The organism is Pseudomonas sp. GM48, from assembly GCF_000282335.1.
In the GTDB taxonomy this organism is placed as follows: domain Bacteria; phylum Pseudomonadota; class Gammaproteobacteria; order Pseudomonadales; family Pseudomonadaceae; genus Aquipseudomonas.
The window spans coordinates 12,040-27,727 of sequence record NZ_AKJM01000076.1 but is presented as its reverse complement, the minus strand read 5'-3'; the positions used below and the strand labels follow the sequence as shown (position 1 = coordinate 27,727).

The window sequence follows — 15,688 nt, the reverse complement described above, 5'->3', positions numbered from 1 at the left end:
TTCCAGTCCATGAGATCTCCTCGAAGTTGAAATGCTGTCCCTGTGGGAGCGGGCTTGCTCGCGAAGGCGGTGGGTCAGTCAATGAAGGTGTTGAATGATAAACCGCTTTCGCGAGCAAGCCCGCTCCCACATTGGTCCGTATTTCACCGGCAAATTGTGTGAAGGCCAGAAAACACAAACCCCGGCACATGGCCGGGGTTTGTGGTGCTTCCTTACAACCTTACACCAGCGCAGCGACAGCCGCGTTGAAGGTTGCGCTCGGGCGCATGGCCTTGCTGATCAGCTCGGCGTCGGCGTGGTAGTAACCGCCGATGTCCACTGGCTTGCCCTGGACAGCGTTGAGTTCGGCAACGATGGTCGCCTCGTTCTCGGTCAGGGTTTTGGCCAGGGTCGCGAACTGCGCTTGCAGTGCAGTGTCTTCGGTCTGGGCAGTCAGGGCTTGAGCCCAGTACAGCGCCAGGTAGAAGTGGCTGCCGCGGTTGTCGATGTTGCCGACTTTGCGCGATGGCGACTTGTTGTTGTCCAGGAACTGGCCGGTGGCCTGGTCCAGGGTCTTGGCCAGAACCAGCGCCTTTGGATTGTTGTAGGTCACGCCCAGGTGTTCCAGGGACGCGGCCAGGGCCAGGAATTCACCCAGCGAATCCCAGCGCAGGAAGTTCTCTTCCAGCAACTGCTGAACGTGCTTCGGAGCCGAACCGCCGGCGCCGGTTTCGAACAGACCACCGCCGTTCATCAGCGGAACGATCGACAGCATCTTGGCGCTGGTGCCCAGTTCCATGATCGGGAACAGGTCGGTCAGGTAGTCGCGCAGTACGTTGCCGGTCACCGAGATAGTGTCCTTGCCTTCGCGGGTGCGTTGCAGGGTGTACTTCATGGCGTCGACTGGCGACATGATCTGGATGTCCAGGCCAGCAGTGTCGTGATCCTTCAGGTAGGCCTGAACTTTCTCGATCACCACGCCGTCGTGGGCGCGCATTGGGTCCAGCCAGAAAATCGCCGGGGTGCCGCTGGCGCGAGCACGGTTGACGGCCAGTTTGACCCAGTCCTGGATCGGCGCGTCTTTGGTCTGGCACATGCGGAAGATGTCGCCGGCTTCAACCGACTGCTCCAGCAGCAGGTTGCCCTTGCTGTCGGTGACGCGAACAACGCCGTCAGCCTTGATCTGGAAAGTCTTGTCGTGGGAGCCGTACTCTTCGGCTTTCTTCGCCATCAGGCCAACGTTTGGCACGCTGCCCATGGTGGTCGGATCGAACGCGCCGTTGGCCTTGCAGTCTTCGATCACTGCCTGGTAGATGGTCGCGTAGCAGCGATCCGGGATCACGGCCTTGGTGTCGTGCAGCTGGCCGTCGGTGCCCCACATCTTGCCGGAGTCACGGATCATGGCCGGCATCGAGGCGTCGACGATAACGTCGCTCGGCACGTGCAGGTTGGTGATGCCTTTGTCGGAGTTGACCATCGCCAGGGAAGGGCGAGCGGCGTAGACCGCCTGCATGTCAGCTTCGATCAGAGCTTGCTGCTCGGCAGGCAATGCCTTGATGCGAGCGTACAGGTCGCCGATGCCGTTGTTCAGGTTGAAGCCGATCTGTGCCAGCACGTCAGCGTGTTTGGCCAGTGCGTCTTTATAGAACTCGGCAACGATCTGGCCGAACATGATCGGGTCGGAGACCTTCATCATGGTGGCTTTCAAGTGAACCGACAACAGCACGCCTTGTGCCTTGGCGTCTTCGATTTCGGCGGCGATGAAGCTGCGCAGGGCGTTTTTGCTCATGACCGCGCAATCGAGGATCTCACCGGCTTGTACGCTGGTCTTTTCTTTCAGGACGGTGGTGGTGCCGTCTTGAGCGATCAGTTCGATTTTCACGGCGTCAGCGGCGTCGATCAGGGCGGCTTTTTCGCTGCCGTAGAAATCGCCGGTGCTCATGTGCGCGACGTGGGACTTGGAGTCCTTGGCCCAGGCGCCCATTTTGTGCGGGTGCTTGCGCGCATAGTTCTTGACCGACAGCGGAGCGCGGCGATCGGAGTTGCCTTCGCGCAGAACCGGGTTCACGGCACTGCCCTTGACCTTGTCATAGCGCGCCTTGGCTTCTTTGTCGGCGTCGCAGGTCACGGTTTCCGGGTAGTCCGGCAGGTTGTAGCCCTGGGCTTGCAGTTCTTTGATTGCGGCTTGCAGTTGCGGAACCGAGGCGCTGATGTTCGGCAGCTTGATGATGTTGGCTTCAGGCGTAACGGCCAGGGCGCCCAGTTCGGCGAGGTGGTCGGCTACGGCTTTGTCACCCAGTTGCTCGGGGAAGCTGGCCAGGATGCGCCCTGCAAGAGAGATATCGCGGGTTTCAACGGCGATATCAGCCGAGGCGGTGAACGCCTCTACGATAGGCAACAGTGAATAGGTGGCGAGGGCAGGAGCTTCGTCGGTGAAGGTATAGATGATCTTCGAGCGGGTGGGCATATTCGGATTAACTCTCTCTTCTTTGCTAAAGCGTGCGCAGAAACTCGAGGGCGCCGGGTAAGCGCGTTCGTTCAAAGTCATCCATGAGCCGAATATCGAGGTTTCGTTGCTGTGATGTTGGGTGCATCAGTAGGGCGTCAAGCAGTCGGGCTGCGGTAACAGACCGGCTTATCAGGCGTAAACACTCATCGTAGAGCTGTTTCGCCCGTCGTGACCCTTTAGTCAGCGGCGGCATTATACATAGGTAGCTGGCAATCTGCCGATGGTTCATACGCAACGAATGTCGTCCATTGGTCTAAAGGTCGCAGGGACGATCAGGGCGTAAGGTCATTCGTCGTGCTTGAGTTTGGCGCTTTTCCCTTTGCTTTCAGGCTTGTAGCTCACGAGTTGCAAGGCTTTGCGGCAGATGGATGGAACATAGGGTTTGCGCGCCGATTCAACTGGGTTACGCTCGAACCAAGCCAGATGTTCAATCCAATCAATGGAGTTCAGCATGGGTTACAAGAAGATTCAGGTTCCAGCCGTCGGCGACAAAATCACCGTCAATGCAGACCATTCTCTCAATGTTCCTAATAACCCGATCATCCCCTTCATCGAAGGCGACGGCATTGGTGTCGACATCAGTCCGGTCATGATCAAGGTTGTCGATGCTGCTGTTAAGAAGGCCTATGGTGGCGAGCGCAAGATTTCCTGGATGGAAGTGTACGCCGGGGAGAAAGCGACTCAGGTTTACGATCAGGACACCTGGCTGCCTCAGGAAACCCTGGACGCAGTCAAGGATTACGTGGTTTCCATCAAGGGCCCGCTGACCACCCCGGTCGGTGGCGGCATCCGTTCCCTCAACGTGGCCCTGCGTCAGCAACTCGACCTGTACGTCTGCCTGCGTCCGGTGCGCTGGTTCGAAGGCGTGCCTAGCCCGGTCAAGAAGCCAGGCGATGTCGACATGACCATCTTCCGCGAGAACTCCGAAGACATCTACGCCGGCATCGAGTGGAAGGCCGGTACGCCGGAAGCCACCAAGGTCATCAAGTTCCTCAAGGAAGAAATGGGTGTTACCAAGATCCGTTTCGACGAGAACTGCGGTATCGGCGTCAAGCCGGTGTCCCTGCAGGGCACCAAGCGTCTGGCGCGCAAGGCCCTGCAATATGTGGTCGACAACGATCGTGATTCGCTGACCATCGTGCACAAAGGCAACATCATGAAGTTCACCGAGGGTGCCTTCAAGGAATGGGCCTACGAAGTGGCGGCGGAAGAGTTCGGCGCGACCCTGCTCGACGGCGGTCCGTGGATGCAGTTCAAGAACCCGAAAACCGGCAAGAACGTCATCGTCAAGGACGCCATCGCCGACGCCATGCTCCAGCAGATCCTGCTGCGCCCGGCCGAGTACGATGTGATTGCAACCCTGAACCTGAACGGCGACTACCTCTCTGACGCCCTGGCGGCAGAAGTGGGCGGTATCGGTATCGCGCCAGGGGCCAACCTGTCTGACACCGTGGCCATGTTTGAAGCTACCCACGGTACTGCACCGAAGTACGCCGGCAAGGACCAGGTCAACCCGGGTTCGCTGATCCTTTCCGCTGAAATGATGCTGCGCCACATGGGCTGGACCGAAGCGGCCGACCTGATCATCAAGGGCACCAACGGCGCGATTTCCGCCAAGACCGTGACCTATGACTTCGAGCGTCTGATGGAGGGTGCGAAGCTGGTTTCGTCTTCCGGCTTCGGTGACGCGCTGATCTCGCACATGTAAGAATACGCAGGCACATGAAAACCGCCTGATTCAAGAAGTTGAGTCAGGCGGTTTTTTTATGACTGGATGACGCGGCGGTGTTAAACCGAAACGGTCTGTACAGGTGTCTGTGTCGTGATTTTCGCGGTGTCCACCGGGTTGCTGATGTTGACCGCGTGCAGGCCTTTGGGGCCCTGGATGATATCGAATACGACAGATTGTCCGGCTTTCAGGGTTTTATAACCTTCCATTTTAATGGCCGAGTAGTGGGCAAACAGATCTTCTGTCTTGCCTTCCTCGTTGATGAAACCGTAACCCTTGGCATTGTTGAACCATTTGACCTTGCCGACAGCCATACCAACTCCCTCTGCAACAGACTCCATCACTGGAGTATCATCCAGTACATCCGCAGTCGAATCTGTAAATAAGATTGACTCCGCGGACCTTTTTTACCCACTGTGGGCTCTATTGGTTGTAACACCGTTTTGCCGATAGTCAAGCTGACCGGGCAGTCGGAGTTGAAAACGCTGATAGCCGCCCCCACCACTGTATTTGAACAACTGACGAACCTTTCTTTCCATGCATGCAATCAGCCAGATTCGACTAACATTCAATCAGGATCGCCCTGATTTACACGACGACGATTCCGCAGGCATTGCTGTTCAGGAGGCAAAGCCTGCACTTCAGGCGCCGCCGATGTACAAGGTGGTTTTGTTCAACGATGACTACACACCGATGGATTTCGTCGTCGAAGTGCTCGAGGTGTTTTTTAACCTGAATCGCGAGCTGGCGACCAAGGTCATGCTGGCCGTCCATACAGAAGGGCGGGCAGTATGTGGAGTGTTTACCCGTGACATCGCCGAGACCAAGGCCATGCAGGTCAACCAGTACGCCAGGGAAAGCCAGCATCCGCTACTCTGTGAAATCGAGAAGGACGGTTAATCGCCGACCACTTGGGTATGAGGTGAAGCTATGTTAAACCGCGAGCTCGAAGTCACCCTCAATCTTGCCTTCAAGGAGGCCCGTTCGAAGCGTCATGAGTTCATGACCGTCGAACACCTCTTGCTGGCCCTATTGGACAATGAGGCTGCCGCCACCGTTTTGCGTGCGTGCGGCGCAAACCTCGACAAACTCAAGCATGACCTGCAGGAGTTCATCGACTCCACCACGCCATTGATCCCGGTACATGACGAGGATCGCGAAACCCAGCCAACCCTGGGCTTCCAGCGTGTACTGCAGCGTGCTGTGTTTCACGTACAGAGCTCGGGCAAACGCGAAGTGACTGGTGCCAACGTGCTGGTCGCGATCTTCAGTGAGCAAGAGAGTCAGGCAGTGTTCCTGCTGAAACAGCAGAGCGTTGCCCGTATAGATGTCGTCAACTACATCGCCCATGGCATTTCCAAGGTGCCGGGGCATGGCGATCACTCTGAAGGTGAGCAAGATATGCAGGACGACGAGGGCGGTGAGTCTTCTTCCTCAGGCAATCCCCTGGATGCTTATGCCAGCAATCTCAATGAGCTTGCGCGTCAGGGTCGTATTGATCCGTTGGTAGGTCGTGAGCTGGAAGTCGAGCGTGTCGCGCAGATCCTGGCGCGTCGTCGCAAAAACAACCCGCTGCTGGTGGGCGAGGCAGGCGTGGGTAAAACCGCGATTGCCGAAGGCCTGGCCAAGCGCATTGTCGACAACCAGGTGCCAGACCTGCTGGCCAACAGCGTGGTTTACTCCCTTGATCTGGGGGCCTTGCTGGCCGGTACCAAATACCGTGGCGATTTCGAGAAGCGCTTCAAGGCGTTGCTCAATGAACTGAAAAAACGTCCGCAGGCGATCCTGTTCATCGACGAGATCCACACCATCATTGGTGCGGGTGCCGCGTCCGGTGGCGTCATGGATGCCTCGAACCTGCTCAAGCCGCTGCTGTCGTCCGGTGATATCCGTTGCATCGGTTCGACCACCTTCCAGGAATTTCGCGGCATCTTCGAGAAGGACCGTGCCTTGGCCCGGCGCTTCCAGAAGGTCGATGTGTCGGAACCTTCGGTGGAGGACACCATTGGCATTCTGCGCGGCCTGAAGGGGCGTTTCGAAAGCCATCACAATATCGAATACAGTGATGAAGCCCTGCGCGCGGCTGCCGAACTAGCTTCGCGTTATATCAATGACCGGCACATGCCGGACAAGGCCATCGATGTGATCGACGAGGCGGGTGCCTACCAGCGCCTGCAACCGATCGAAATGCGCGTTAAACGCATCGAAGTGCCTCAGGTCGAGGACATCGTCGCGAAAATCGCGCGGATTCCGCCTAAACACGTCACCAGTTCCGACAAGGAGCTGTTGCGTAACCTTGAGCGTGACCTGAAGTTGACCGTGTTCGGTCAGGATGCCGCGATCGACTCGCTGGCCACCGCGATCAAGCTGTCCCGTGCCGGGCTCAAATCCCCTGACAAGCCTGTTGGTTCGTTCCTGTTCGCAGGGCCTACCGGTGTCGGTAAAACCGAGGCGGCACGTCAGTTGGCCAAGGCGTTGGGCGTCGAGCTGATTCGTTTCGACATGTCCGAGTACATGGAGCGCCACACCGTATCGCGTCTGATCGGTGCGCCTCCGGGTTATGTCGGGTTCGATCAGGGCGGTCTGCTCACCGAAGCCATCACCAAGCAGCCACACTGCGTGTTGTTGCTCGATGAAATCGAGAAAGCGCATCCGGAAGTCTTCAACCTGCTGCTGCAGGTCATGGATCACGGTACGTTGACCGATAACAACGGGCGCAAGGCGGATTTCCGTAACGTGATCGTCATCATGACGACCAACGCCGGTGCCGAGACCGCAGCTCGCGCTTCGATCGGTTTCACCTATCAGGATCACTCGTCCGATGCGATGGAAGTGATCAAGAAGAGCTTCACGCCGGAATTCCGCAACCGTCTGGACACCATTATCCAGTTTGGTCGCCTCAGCCATGAGGTCATCAAGAGCGTGGTGGACAAGTTCCTTACCGAGCTTCAGGCGCAACTGGAAGACAAGCGTGTGTTGCTGGAGGTTACCGATGCAGCCCGCAACTGGCTGGCCGAAGGTGGTTACGACGCGGCAATGGGGGCTCGTCCAATGGCTCGCCTGATCCAGGACAAGATCAAGCGTCCGCTGGCTGAGGAGATTCTCTTTGGCGAACTGGCCGAACATGGCGGTGTGGTGCACATCGACATCAAGGACGGGGAGCTGACCTTCGAGTTCGAGACCACGGCCGAGATGGCCTGACGTTCAAAAGCAAAACAGAAAGGCGCCGAGAGGCGCCTTTTTGTTGTCTCGGTCGTACGCAATTCAAATGTGGGAGCGGGCTTGCTCGCGAAAGCGGTGGGTCAGAGAAGAAGATGTCGATTGTCACACCGCATTCGCGAGCAAGCCCGCTCCCGCACAAACAAAAACGCCCGGCATAAGCCGGGCGTCTTGTATTGACTTGATTAGCGAGCGCGGTAAGTGATGCGCCCTTTGCTCAAGTCATAGGGCGTCAGCTCGACGCGCACTTTGTCGCCGGTAAGAATACGGATGTAGTTCTTGCGCATCTTGCCGGAGATGTGCGCGGTTACGACGTGCCCATTTTCCAACTCCACGCGAAACATGGTGTTGGGCAGGGTGTCGACGACAGTGCCTTCCATTTCGAAGCTGTCTTCTTTCGACATGCAGTAAAGCCCTCGGTGTCCAGTGAATGGCCCGGTGCAACTGCGCCAGGCAAAAGCGGCGTGCATTGTGCCCGAAAAGTGGGGTTCAAGCCAAGGGGTTTAGGGTGCGCTCTAGTTCAGGACGACCCAGCGCTGGTTAACCAGCAGTTCAATGGGGCGATACTGGGTCTTGTAGTTCATTTTTTTGCAGTTTTTGATCCAGTAACCCAGATAGACCGCATCCAGCCCCAGGCGCCGGGCTTCGGCGATCTGCCAGAGGATGGCGTAGCGTCCCAGGCTGCGACGCTCTTCAGCGGGTTCATAGAAGGTGTACACCGCCGACAGACCGTTCGGCAGAAGATCGGTGACGGCGATCGCCAGCAAGCGGCCGTCGAGACGGAATTCATAGAACCGGGAAAACGGCAGGTCGCGCACCAGGAACGTGGAAAACTGATCGCGGCTGGGCGGGTACATGTCGCCGTCGGCATGGCGTTGTTCGATGTAACGCTGATAAAGATCGAAATACTCTTCGTTGAAACCCGGCTTGGCGGGGCGTACCTGCAAGTCGGCATTGCGCTTGAAGATGCGCTTCTGCTGGCGGTTGGGGGTGAATTGCGCTACCGGAATGCGCGCCGGAACACACGCATTGCAATTCTGGCAGTGCGGCCGGTAGAGATGATCGCCACTGCGACGAAAACCCATCTCTGACAGGTCTGCATAGACATGCACATCCATGGGCTGGCTAGGGTCGAGGAACAGGGTCGTGGCCTGTTCCTCGGGCAGATAACTGCAAGAGTGCGGCTGAGTGGCATAAAACTTCAAACGCGCCAACTCGGTCATGATCAACCCTCGGGATAATGCTTTTGATTAAGTGTAAGCCACCTGCGCAAAAGTCGCTCAGCAAACCCAGGTAGCGCGATTGGGCTGATCCAGGTGTTGTGCCAGATAGTTGGCAAAGTCGCGGCGAGGAATTGCCCGGGCTCCCAGGCTGTGCAGGTGATCGGTGGGCATCTGGCAATCGATCAGCACAAAACCTGAGTCTTTCAGATGTCGAACCAGTGTCGCAAAGCCGAATTTCGAGGCGTTGTCAGCGCGGCTGAACATGGATTCGCCGAAAAACAACCGGCCCATCGCCAGGCCATACAATCCGCCGACCAATTCGTTGTTGTCCCACACTTCCACCGAGTGGGCGTGACCACGCCGGTGCAGTTCTATGTAGGCGTCCTGCATCGCGTCGGTGATCCAGGTGCCGTCGGCGTGATCCCGGGGAGCCGCACAGGCGCGGATGACGGCGGCGAAGTCCTCGTCGAAGGTCACTTGATAGCGTTGCTGGCGCAGCAGTTTGTTCAGGCTGCGCGAGACGTGCAATTCGTCGGGAAACAAAACCGTGCGCGGGTCCGGAGACCACCAGAGGATCGGCTGGCCCTCGGAAAACCATGGAAAACACCCGTGGCGATAGGCGTTGATCAACCGATCAGCGGACAGGTCACCACCGGCAGCCAGCAACCCGTTGGGGTCGCGCATGGCCTTTTCCAGCGGTGGAAAGGTCAGGGAGTTGCGTTGTAACCAAGTCAGCATGGCGTCCGGGCTTGCAGAAGGGGAGGGCGGTGGCGGGTGTTGACCCGTCGTAAAGTTTGCCTTCAAACGACAGGAGTGTCGTCGAGGTATTTTTCGGCGTCCAGTGCCGCCATGCAACCGGCCCCGGCAGACGTAACGGCCTGGCGATAAACGTGGTCGGCCACGTCGCCGGCGGCAAACACACCCGCAATCGCCGTGGCGGTGGCATCGCCTTCGCTGCCTCCCTTGACCAGCAGGTACCCGTCACGCATTTCCAGTTGGCCCGTGAACAGGTCGGTGTTGGGTTTGTGGCCGATGGCGATAAATACGCCGGCCAGTCGCAACTCGGTGGTTTCACCTGTGTGGCTGTCGCGCAGGCGGGCGCCGGTCACGCCGCTGGCATCGCCGAGTACTTCGTCCAGGTTCTGGTTCCAGTGCAGGCGGATGTTGCCGTTGGCGGCCTTTTCGAAGAGTTTGTCCTGGAGGATTTTCTCCGAGCGCAGCTTGTCGCGCCGATGGATCAGGTGCACTTCTTTGGCGATGTTCGACAGGTACAACGCTTCTTCGACCGCCGTGTTACCGCCGCCGACCACCGCGACCACCTGGTTGCGATAAAAGAATCCGTCACAGGTCGCGCAGGCCGAAACCCCTTTGCCGGCAAATGATTCTTCCGACGGCAGGCCCAGGTATTGCGCGCTCGCGCCGGTGGCAATGATCAGTGCATCGCAGGTGTAGGTTCCGCTATCGCCGATCAGCTCGAACGGCCGTTGTTGCAACTTGGCAGTATGGATGTGGTCGTAAACGATCTCGGTGGCAAAGCGCTCGGCGTGTTTTTGCATGCGGTCCATCAGGACCGGTCCGGTCAGGCCTTCGACGTCGCCTGGCCAGTTATCGACTTCGACGGTGGTGGTGAGCTGGCCACCTGCCTGTATGCCGGTAATGACAACGGGCTTGAGGTTGGCGCGGGCGGCATAAACGGCTGCGCTGTAACCGGCAGGACCGGAGCCCAGGATAATCAGGCGGGAATGCTTCGCTTCGCTCATAAAAACACCTCATAAGCCTTTGTCACAAAAGAGAATGCATGCTCAAATTGAACTGCATGTTATGTGCTGTTGACTATGCTACACCCAAGGGGCTCAAGCATGGCGTCGGGCGTACAAACCCGTACAATGCCTTGCGTGTTACATATACTCAGTGCGCGCCGTGTTTATAAAGACCGAGGTGCAGTGTTAAAAGTAGTCCCGGTTACGTGCGTTAACTTTTTTACCTGCCTGGATTGAGCAGTTTTTGGCAGTTTTTATAGACATTCACCAGATGGACGCGCCCATGGCGCAGGAAAAGAAGCGTTTTGAAGAAATCCACCGCAGCACCTAAACCAGCCGTCGTTCCGCTCTGGCGCCAGCACTTGCACTACCGACTCAAGGAAGGTGCACTGATCGCCATCGGTGCCTTGTGCCTGTTCCTGATGATGGCCTTGTTGACCTATGGCAAGGATGATCCGGGCTGGAGTCATAACAGCAAGATCGACGATGTGCAGAACTTCGGCGGGCCCGCGGGCTCCTACAGCGCCGATATCCTGTTCATGGTGCTGGGTTACTTCGCCTACATCTTCCCGTTGCTGTTGGCGATCAAGGCTTACCAGATATTCCGTCAGCGTCACGAGCCGTGGCAGTGGAGCGGTTGGCTGTTCTCCTGGCGCCTGATCGGCCTGGTATTCCTGGTGCTGTCCGGCGCTGCGCTGGCCCATATCCATTTTCATGCCGCGACCGGTCTGCCGGCCGGTGCGGGCGGTGCGCTGGGCGAAAGCCTCGGCGATCTGGCCAGGAATGCCCTGAATATCCAGGGCAGCACGCTGTTATTCATTGCGTTGTTCCTGTTCGGCCTGACCGTGTTTACCGACCTGTCGTGGTTCAAGGTGATGGACATCACCGGCAAGATCACCCTCGACCTGTTCGAACTGTTCCAGGGCGCGGCCAATCGCTGGTGGGCGGCCCGTACCGAGCGCAAACAACTGGTTGCCCAGTTGCGTGAGGTCGACGACCGTATGGATGAAGTGGTCGCGCCGACCGTCACCGACAAGCGCGAGCAAGCCAAGGTCAAGGAGCGCCTGATCGAGCGTGAGCAAGCCCTGAGCAAGCACATGTCCGAGCGCGAGAAGCAGGTGCCGCCAGTGATTGCGCCCGCGCCGCCAAAGCCTGCCGCACCGAGCAAACGCGTCGAAAAAGAGAAACAGGCGCCGCTGTTCGTCGACAGCGCCGTGGAAGGCACCTTGCCGCCGATCTCGATTCTTGATCCGGCGGAAAAGAAACAGCTCAATTACTCGCCTGAATCCCTGGCTGCGGTTGGCCACTTGCTGGAAATCAAGCTCAAGGAATTCGGCGTTGAAGTCGCAGTGGATTCGATTCACCCGGGCCCGGTGATTACCCGTTACGAAATCCAGCCGGCTGCCGGGGTAAAAGTCAGCCGCATCTCCAACCTGGCCAAAGACCTGGCCCGTTCCCTGGCTGTGACCAGCGTGCGCGTGGTGGAAGTGATTCCGGGCAAGACCACGGTCGGTATCGAGATTCCCAACGAAGACCGGCAGATCGTGCGTTTCTCCGAGGTGCTGTCGACCCCCGAGTACGACAACTTCAAGTCGCCGGTGACCCTGGCCCTGGGCCATGATATCGGCGGCAAACCGGTCATCACCGACCTGGCGAAAATGCCGCACCTGCTGGTGGCCGGTACCACCGGTTCCGGTAAGTCGGTGGGTGTGAACGCGATGATCCTGTCGATCCTGTTCAAGTCTGGCCCGGAAGACGCCAAGCTGATCATGATCGACCCAAAAATGCTTGAACTGTCGATCTACGAAGGCATCCCGCACCTGTTGTGCCCGGTGGTCACCGACATGAAGGACGCCGCCAACGCCTTGCGCTGGAGCGTTGCCGAGATGGAGCGACGCTACAAGCTGATGGCCAAGATGGGCGTACGGAACCTGTCGGGCTTCAACGCCAAGGTCAAGGAAGCCCAGGACGCCGGCGAGCCGTTGAGCGATCCGCTGTACAAGCGCGAAAGCATCCACGACGAAGCGCCGCTCCTGCAAAAGCTGCCGACCATCGTGGTGGTGGTCGACGAATTCGCCGACATGATGATGATCGTCGGCAAGAAGGTCGAAGAACTGATCGCCCGTATTGCGCAGAAAGCGCGTGCGGCGGGTATCCACTTGATCCTCGCGACCCAGCGTCCGTCGGTGGACGTGATCACCGGCCTGATCAAGGCCAACATCCCGACCCGCATGGCGTTCCAGGTATCGAGCAAAATCGACTCCCGGACCATCATCGACCAGGGCGGTGCCGAGCAATTGCTGGGCCACGGTGACATGCTGTACATGCCGCCGGGCACCAGTCTGCCGATTCGTGTTCACGGTGCCTTCGTGTCCGACGATGAGGTTCACCGCGTGGTGGAAGCCTGGAAGCTGCGTGGCGCGCCGGAATACAACGACGACATTCTCAACGGTGTCGAAGAGGCGGGCAGTGGCTTTGAAGGCAGCAGCGGTGGCGGCGACGGCGACGATCCCGAGGCCGACGCGCTGTACGACGAAGCAGTGCAGTTTGTCCTGGAAAGCCGTCGCGCCTCCATTTCCGCCGTTCAGCGCAAGTTGAAAATCGGCTATAACCGCGCCGCGCGCATGATCGAAGCCATGGAAATGGCCGGGGTCGTGACGTCCATGAACACCAACGGTTCGCGTGAAGTCCTGGCCCCGGGCCCGGTGCGCGACTGACCCAAGTATGAAAGGGCGGCGCCTTTTGGCGCCACCCGCACTCCCACGAATGTTATGAGGACTCCCATGCGTCTGATCCGCATGCTGTTGCTGCCGGCACTGGCTTTGACCACGCTCTCGGCTCACGCCGATGACAAGGACGTGGCGCGCCTGACCCAATTGCTGGAAAAATCCCAGACCCTGACCGCACGTTTCTCGCAACTGACCCTTGATGGCACCGGCACCCAGTTGCAGGAAACTGCCGGCGAGATGTCGCTGCAGCGTCCAGGCCTGTTCTACTGGCACACCGATGCACCGGCCGAACAGACCATGATCTCCGATGGCAAGAAAGTCACCCTGTGGGACCCGGACCTGGAGCAGGCCACCATCAAGAAGCTCGACCAGCGCCTGACCCAGACGCCGGCCTTGCTGCTGTCCGGTGACGTGTCCAAGATCAGCCAGAGCTTCGACATCAGCGCCAAGGAAGCCGGCGGCGTGATCGACTTCACCCTCAAGCCGAAGACCAAGGACACGCTGTTCGACAGCCTGCGCCTGTCGTTCCGCAATGGTCTGGTCAACGACATGCAACTGATCGACAGCGTTGGTCAGCGTACCAATATCCTGTTCACCGGGGTGAAGGCCAATGAGCCGATCCCGGCGTCCAAATTCAAGTTCGACATCCCCAAGGGTGCCGATGTGATTCAAGAGTAAAACGCCGGATCTGTGGGAGCGGGCTTGCTCGCGAAGGCGGTGTGTCATTCAATCAAAATGTTGACTGATACGGCCTCTTCGCGAGCAAGCCCGCTCCCACAGGATCTTTGTCCAATCTCTGGACGGTGTGGCATATAAGCCCAGTGAGGTTTCACAGGTAGTCATGGATCTGTTTCGCAGCACCCCGATCGCCCAGCCCTTGGCCGCCCGCTTGCGTGCGGCCAATCTGGACGAGTACGTCGGTCAGGAACACGTGCTCGCTCGCGGCAAGCCCCTGCGCGAAGCGCTGGAGCAGGGTGCCCTGCATTCGATGATTTTCTGGGGGCCGCCCGGTGTGGGTAAAACCACGCTGGCGCGATTGCTCGCGGAAGTCTCGGATGCACACTTCGAAACGGTCTCGGCGGTGCTGGCCGGGGTCAAGGAGATCCGTCAGGCGGTGGAAATCGCCAAGCAGCAGGCCGCCCAGTACGGCCGCCGCACCATTCTGTTCGTCGACGAAGTGCATCGCTTCAACAAGTCCCAGCAGGATGCGTTCCTGCCCTATGTCGAGGACGGCACGCTGATTTTCATTGGCGCGACCACGGAAAATCCTTCGTTTGAGCTCAATAACGCCTTGCTGTCGCGGGCGCGTGTCTATGTGCTCAAAAGTCTTGATGAAACGGCGTTGCGCAAACTGGTGCAGCGCGCGCTGACCGAAGAGCGGGGCCTGGGCAAGCGCAACCTTAGCCTCAGCGATGAAGGCTTCCAGATGCTGCTGTCGGCCGCCGATGGCGATGGCCGGCGCCTGCTCAACCTGCTGGAAAACGCCTCGGACCTGGCCGAGGACAACAGTGAAATCGGCACCGAACTCCTGCAAAGCCTGCTCGGCGACACCCGTCGCCGGTTCGATAAGGGCGGCGAAGCGTTCTACGACCAGATTTCCGCGCTGCATAAATCGGTGCGTGGTTCCAACCCGGACGGCGCGCTGTACTGGTTTGCGCGGATGATCGATGGCGGTTGCGACCCCTTGTACCTGGCCCGGCGCGTGGTGCGCATGGCCAGCGAAGACATCGGCAACGCCGACCCGCGTGCCCTGAGCCTGTGCCTGGCGGCGTGGGAAGTGCAGGAGCGCCTCGGCAGCCCCGAAGGTGAACTGGCGGTGGCCCAGGCCATCACCTATCTGGCCTGCGCACCGAAAAGCAACGCGGTGTACATGGGCTTCAAGACCGCACTGCGCGCCGCCGCCGAACATGGCTCGCTGGAAGTGCCGCTGCACCTGCGCAATGCGCCGACCAAGCTTATGAAGCAGTTGGGCTACGGCGATGAATACCGTTACGCCCACGATGAGCCGGATGCCTATGCCGCTGGCGAAGACTATTTCCCGGAAGAACTCGACCCGATCCCGTTCTATCAACCGGTCCCCCGTGGCCTTGAGTTGAAAATCGGCGAAAAGCTCAATCACCTGGCGAAACTCGATCGTTTAAGCCCAAGGCAGCGGAGAAAGTAGTGCTTGCATTGATCGTTGCGGTTTCCGTCGGCGGGATTGCCGGCACGTTGTTGCGCTTCGCCACGGGCAACTGGATCAACGCGAATTGGCCGCGGCACTTCTATACCGCGACGCTGGCCGTTAATATCGTGGGCTGTTTGCTGATCGGTGTTCTTTACGGTCTGTTTTTGATACGCCCGGAGGTGCCCATCGAGGTGCGCGCCGGGTTGATAGTCGGCTTCCTCGGGGGGCTGACAACCTTTTCATCCTTTTCACTGGATACGGTGCGCCTGCTGGAAAGCGGGCAGGTGCCGCTGGCCCTGGGCTATGCGGCGCTCAGCGTATTCGGCGGGCTGCTTGCCACCTGGGCCGGCCTGTCCTTGGCCAAACTTTGATA

Annotated in this window: 14 protein-coding genes; 7 read left to right on the top strand and 7 right to left on the bottom strand. The window is 58.8% G+C overall.

What is annotated here, in order from left to right:
• Nucleotides 1-220 precede the first annotated feature (220 nt).
• Nucleotides 221-2,446, bottom strand: coding sequence for an NADP-dependent isocitrate dehydrogenase (locus tag PMI28_RS14640; protein WP_033063333.1), 2,226 nt, complete (start codon nucleotides 2,444-2,446; stop codon nucleotides 221-223).
• 327 nt (nucleotides 2,447-2,773) lie between these two features.
• Nucleotides 2,774-2,941, bottom strand: coding sequence for a hypothetical protein (locus tag PMI28_RS30775; protein WP_177318968.1), 168 nt, complete (start codon nucleotides 2,939-2,941; stop codon nucleotides 2,774-2,776).
• On the opposite strand from PMI28_RS30775, the gene icd reads away from it, so the two are divergent.
• On the top strand, nucleotides 2,940-4,196 hold the full coding sequence (gene icd, locus PMI28_RS14645; protein WP_007972065.1) for an NADP-dependent isocitrate dehydrogenase: 1,257 nt from the start codon (nucleotides 2,940-2,942) through the stop codon (nucleotides 4,194-4,196). The two genes, PMI28_RS30775 and icd, sit on opposite strands and share 2 nt — an antisense overlap.
• A gap of 80 nt (nucleotides 4,197-4,276) precedes the next feature.
• Here icd and cspD read toward each other — a convergent pair whose 3' ends face one another.
• Entirely contained in the window at nucleotides 4,277-4,531 is a 255-nt protein-coding gene (cspD, locus tag PMI28_RS14650) for a cold shock domain-containing protein CspD (RefSeq protein WP_007986901.1), read from the bottom strand.
• 223 nt (nucleotides 4,532-4,754) lie between these two features.
• On the opposite strand from cspD, the gene clpS reads away from it, so the two are divergent.
• Together clpS and clpA are read left to right on the top strand one after the other, a co-directional pair.
• The gene (clpS, locus tag PMI28_RS0128525) at nucleotides 4,755-5,117 is read left to right on the top strand and encodes an ATP-dependent Clp protease adapter ClpS (RefSeq protein WP_015094394.1); all 363 of its coding nucleotides are present in this window, start codon (nucleotides 4,755-4,757) and stop codon (nucleotides 5,115-5,117) included.
• 30 nt (nucleotides 5,118-5,147) lie between these two features.
• Nucleotides 5,148-7,418: an ATP-dependent Clp protease ATP-binding subunit ClpA gene (clpA, locus tag PMI28_RS14655; protein WP_007986900.1), complete on the top strand. Its 2,271-nt coding sequence runs from the start codon at nucleotides 5,148-5,150 to the stop codon at nucleotides 7,416-7,418.
• A gap of 203 nt (nucleotides 7,419-7,621) precedes the next feature.
• Here clpA and infA read toward each other — a convergent pair whose 3' ends face one another.
• From infA to trxB, 4 genes are all read right to left on the bottom strand, one after another.
• Nucleotides 7,622-7,840: a translation initiation factor IF-1 gene (gene infA / locus PMI28_RS14660; RefSeq protein WP_002553999.1), complete on the bottom strand. Its 219-nt coding sequence runs from the start codon at nucleotides 7,838-7,840 to the stop codon at nucleotides 7,622-7,624.
• Nucleotides 7,841-7,951: 111 nt separating this feature from the next.
• Nucleotides 7,952-8,659 carry an arginyltransferase gene (locus PMI28_RS14665; protein ID WP_007986898.1) on the bottom strand — a complete coding sequence of 236 codons (708 nt, stop codon included), beginning with the start codon at nucleotides 8,657-8,659 and terminating at the stop codon, nucleotides 7,952-7,954.
• Between the two features lie 57 nt (nucleotides 8,660-8,716).
• Nucleotides 8,717-9,397: a leucyl/phenylalanyl-tRNA--protein transferase gene (gene aat / locus PMI28_RS14670; RefSeq protein ID WP_007986896.1), complete on the bottom strand. Its 681-nt coding sequence runs from the start codon at nucleotides 9,395-9,397 to the stop codon at nucleotides 8,717-8,719.
• Nucleotides 9,398-9,459: 62 nt separating this feature from the next.
• Entirely contained in the window at nucleotides 9,460-10,419 is a 960-nt protein-coding gene (gene trxB / locus PMI28_RS14675; protein ID WP_007986894.1) for a thioredoxin-disulfide reductase, read from the bottom strand.
• Nucleotides 10,420-10,724: 305 nt separating this feature from the next.
• On the opposite strand from trxB, the gene PMI28_RS14680 reads away from it, so the two are divergent.
• From PMI28_RS14680 to crcB, 4 genes are all read left to right on the top strand, one after another.
• Nucleotides 10,725-13,136, top strand: coding sequence for a DNA translocase FtsK (locus PMI28_RS14680; protein ID WP_007986892.1), 2,412 nt, complete (start codon nucleotides 10,725-10,727; stop codon nucleotides 13,134-13,136).
• Nucleotides 13,137-13,202: 66 nt separating this feature from the next.
• On the top strand, nucleotides 13,203-13,826 hold the full coding sequence (gene lolA, locus PMI28_RS14685; RefSeq protein ID WP_007986890.1) for an outer membrane lipoprotein chaperone LolA: 624 nt from the start codon (nucleotides 13,203-13,205) through the stop codon (nucleotides 13,824-13,826).
• Nucleotides 13,827-13,989: 163 nt separating this feature from the next.
• Nucleotides 13,990-15,312, top strand: coding sequence for a replication-associated recombination protein A (locus tag PMI28_RS14690; RefSeq protein WP_007986888.1), 1,323 nt, complete (start codon nucleotides 13,990-13,992; stop codon nucleotides 15,310-15,312).
• Nucleotides 15,312-15,686, top strand: coding sequence for a fluoride efflux transporter CrcB (gene crcB, locus PMI28_RS14695; protein ID WP_007986886.1), 375 nt, complete (start codon nucleotides 15,312-15,314; stop codon nucleotides 15,684-15,686). Before PMI28_RS14690 ends, crcB begins: the two co-directional genes overlap by 1 nt.
• Nucleotides 15,687-15,688: the final 2 nt, after the last annotated feature.

Coding starts and splice junctions, on each gene's coding strand:
- clpA (WP_007986900.1), top strand. CDS start 5,148: ATGTTAAACCGCGAGCTCGAAGTCACCCTCAATCTTGCCTTCAAGGAG.
- clpS (WP_015094394.1), top strand. CDS start 4,755: ATGCATGCAATCAGCCAGATTCGACTAACATTCAATCAGGATCGCCCT.
- aat (WP_007986896.1), bottom strand. CDS start 9,397: ATGCTGACTTGGTTACAACGCAACTCCCTGACCTTTCCACCGCTGGAA.
- lolA (WP_007986890.1), top strand. CDS start 13,203: ATGCGTCTGATCCGCATGCTGTTGCTGCCGGCACTGGCTTTGACCACG.
- PMI28_RS30775 (WP_177318968.1), bottom strand. CDS start 2,941: ATGCTGAACTCCATTGATTGGATTGAACATCTGGCTTGGTTCGAGCGT.
- trxB (WP_007986894.1), bottom strand. CDS start 10,419: ATGAGCGAAGCGAAGCATTCCCGCCTGATTATCCTGGGCTCCGGTCCT.
- PMI28_RS14665 (WP_007986898.1), bottom strand. CDS start 8,659: ATGACCGAGTTGGCGCGTTTGAAGTTTTATGCCACTCAGCCGCACTCT.
- infA (WP_002553999.1), bottom strand. CDS start 7,840: ATGTCGAAAGAAGACAGCTTCGAAATGGAAGGCACTGTCGTCGACACC.
- PMI28_RS14640 (WP_033063333.1), bottom strand. CDS start 2,446: ATGCCCACCCGCTCGAAGATCATCTATACCTTCACCGACGAAGCTCCT.
- PMI28_RS14690 (WP_007986888.1), top strand. CDS start 13,990: ATGGATCTGTTTCGCAGCACCCCGATCGCCCAGCCCTTGGCCGCCCGC.
- cspD (WP_007986901.1), bottom strand. CDS start 4,531: ATGGCTGTCGGCAAGGTCAAATGGTTCAACAATGCCAAGGGTTACGGT.
- icd (WP_007972065.1), top strand. CDS start 2,940: ATGGGTTACAAGAAGATTCAGGTTCCAGCCGTCGGCGACAAAATCACC.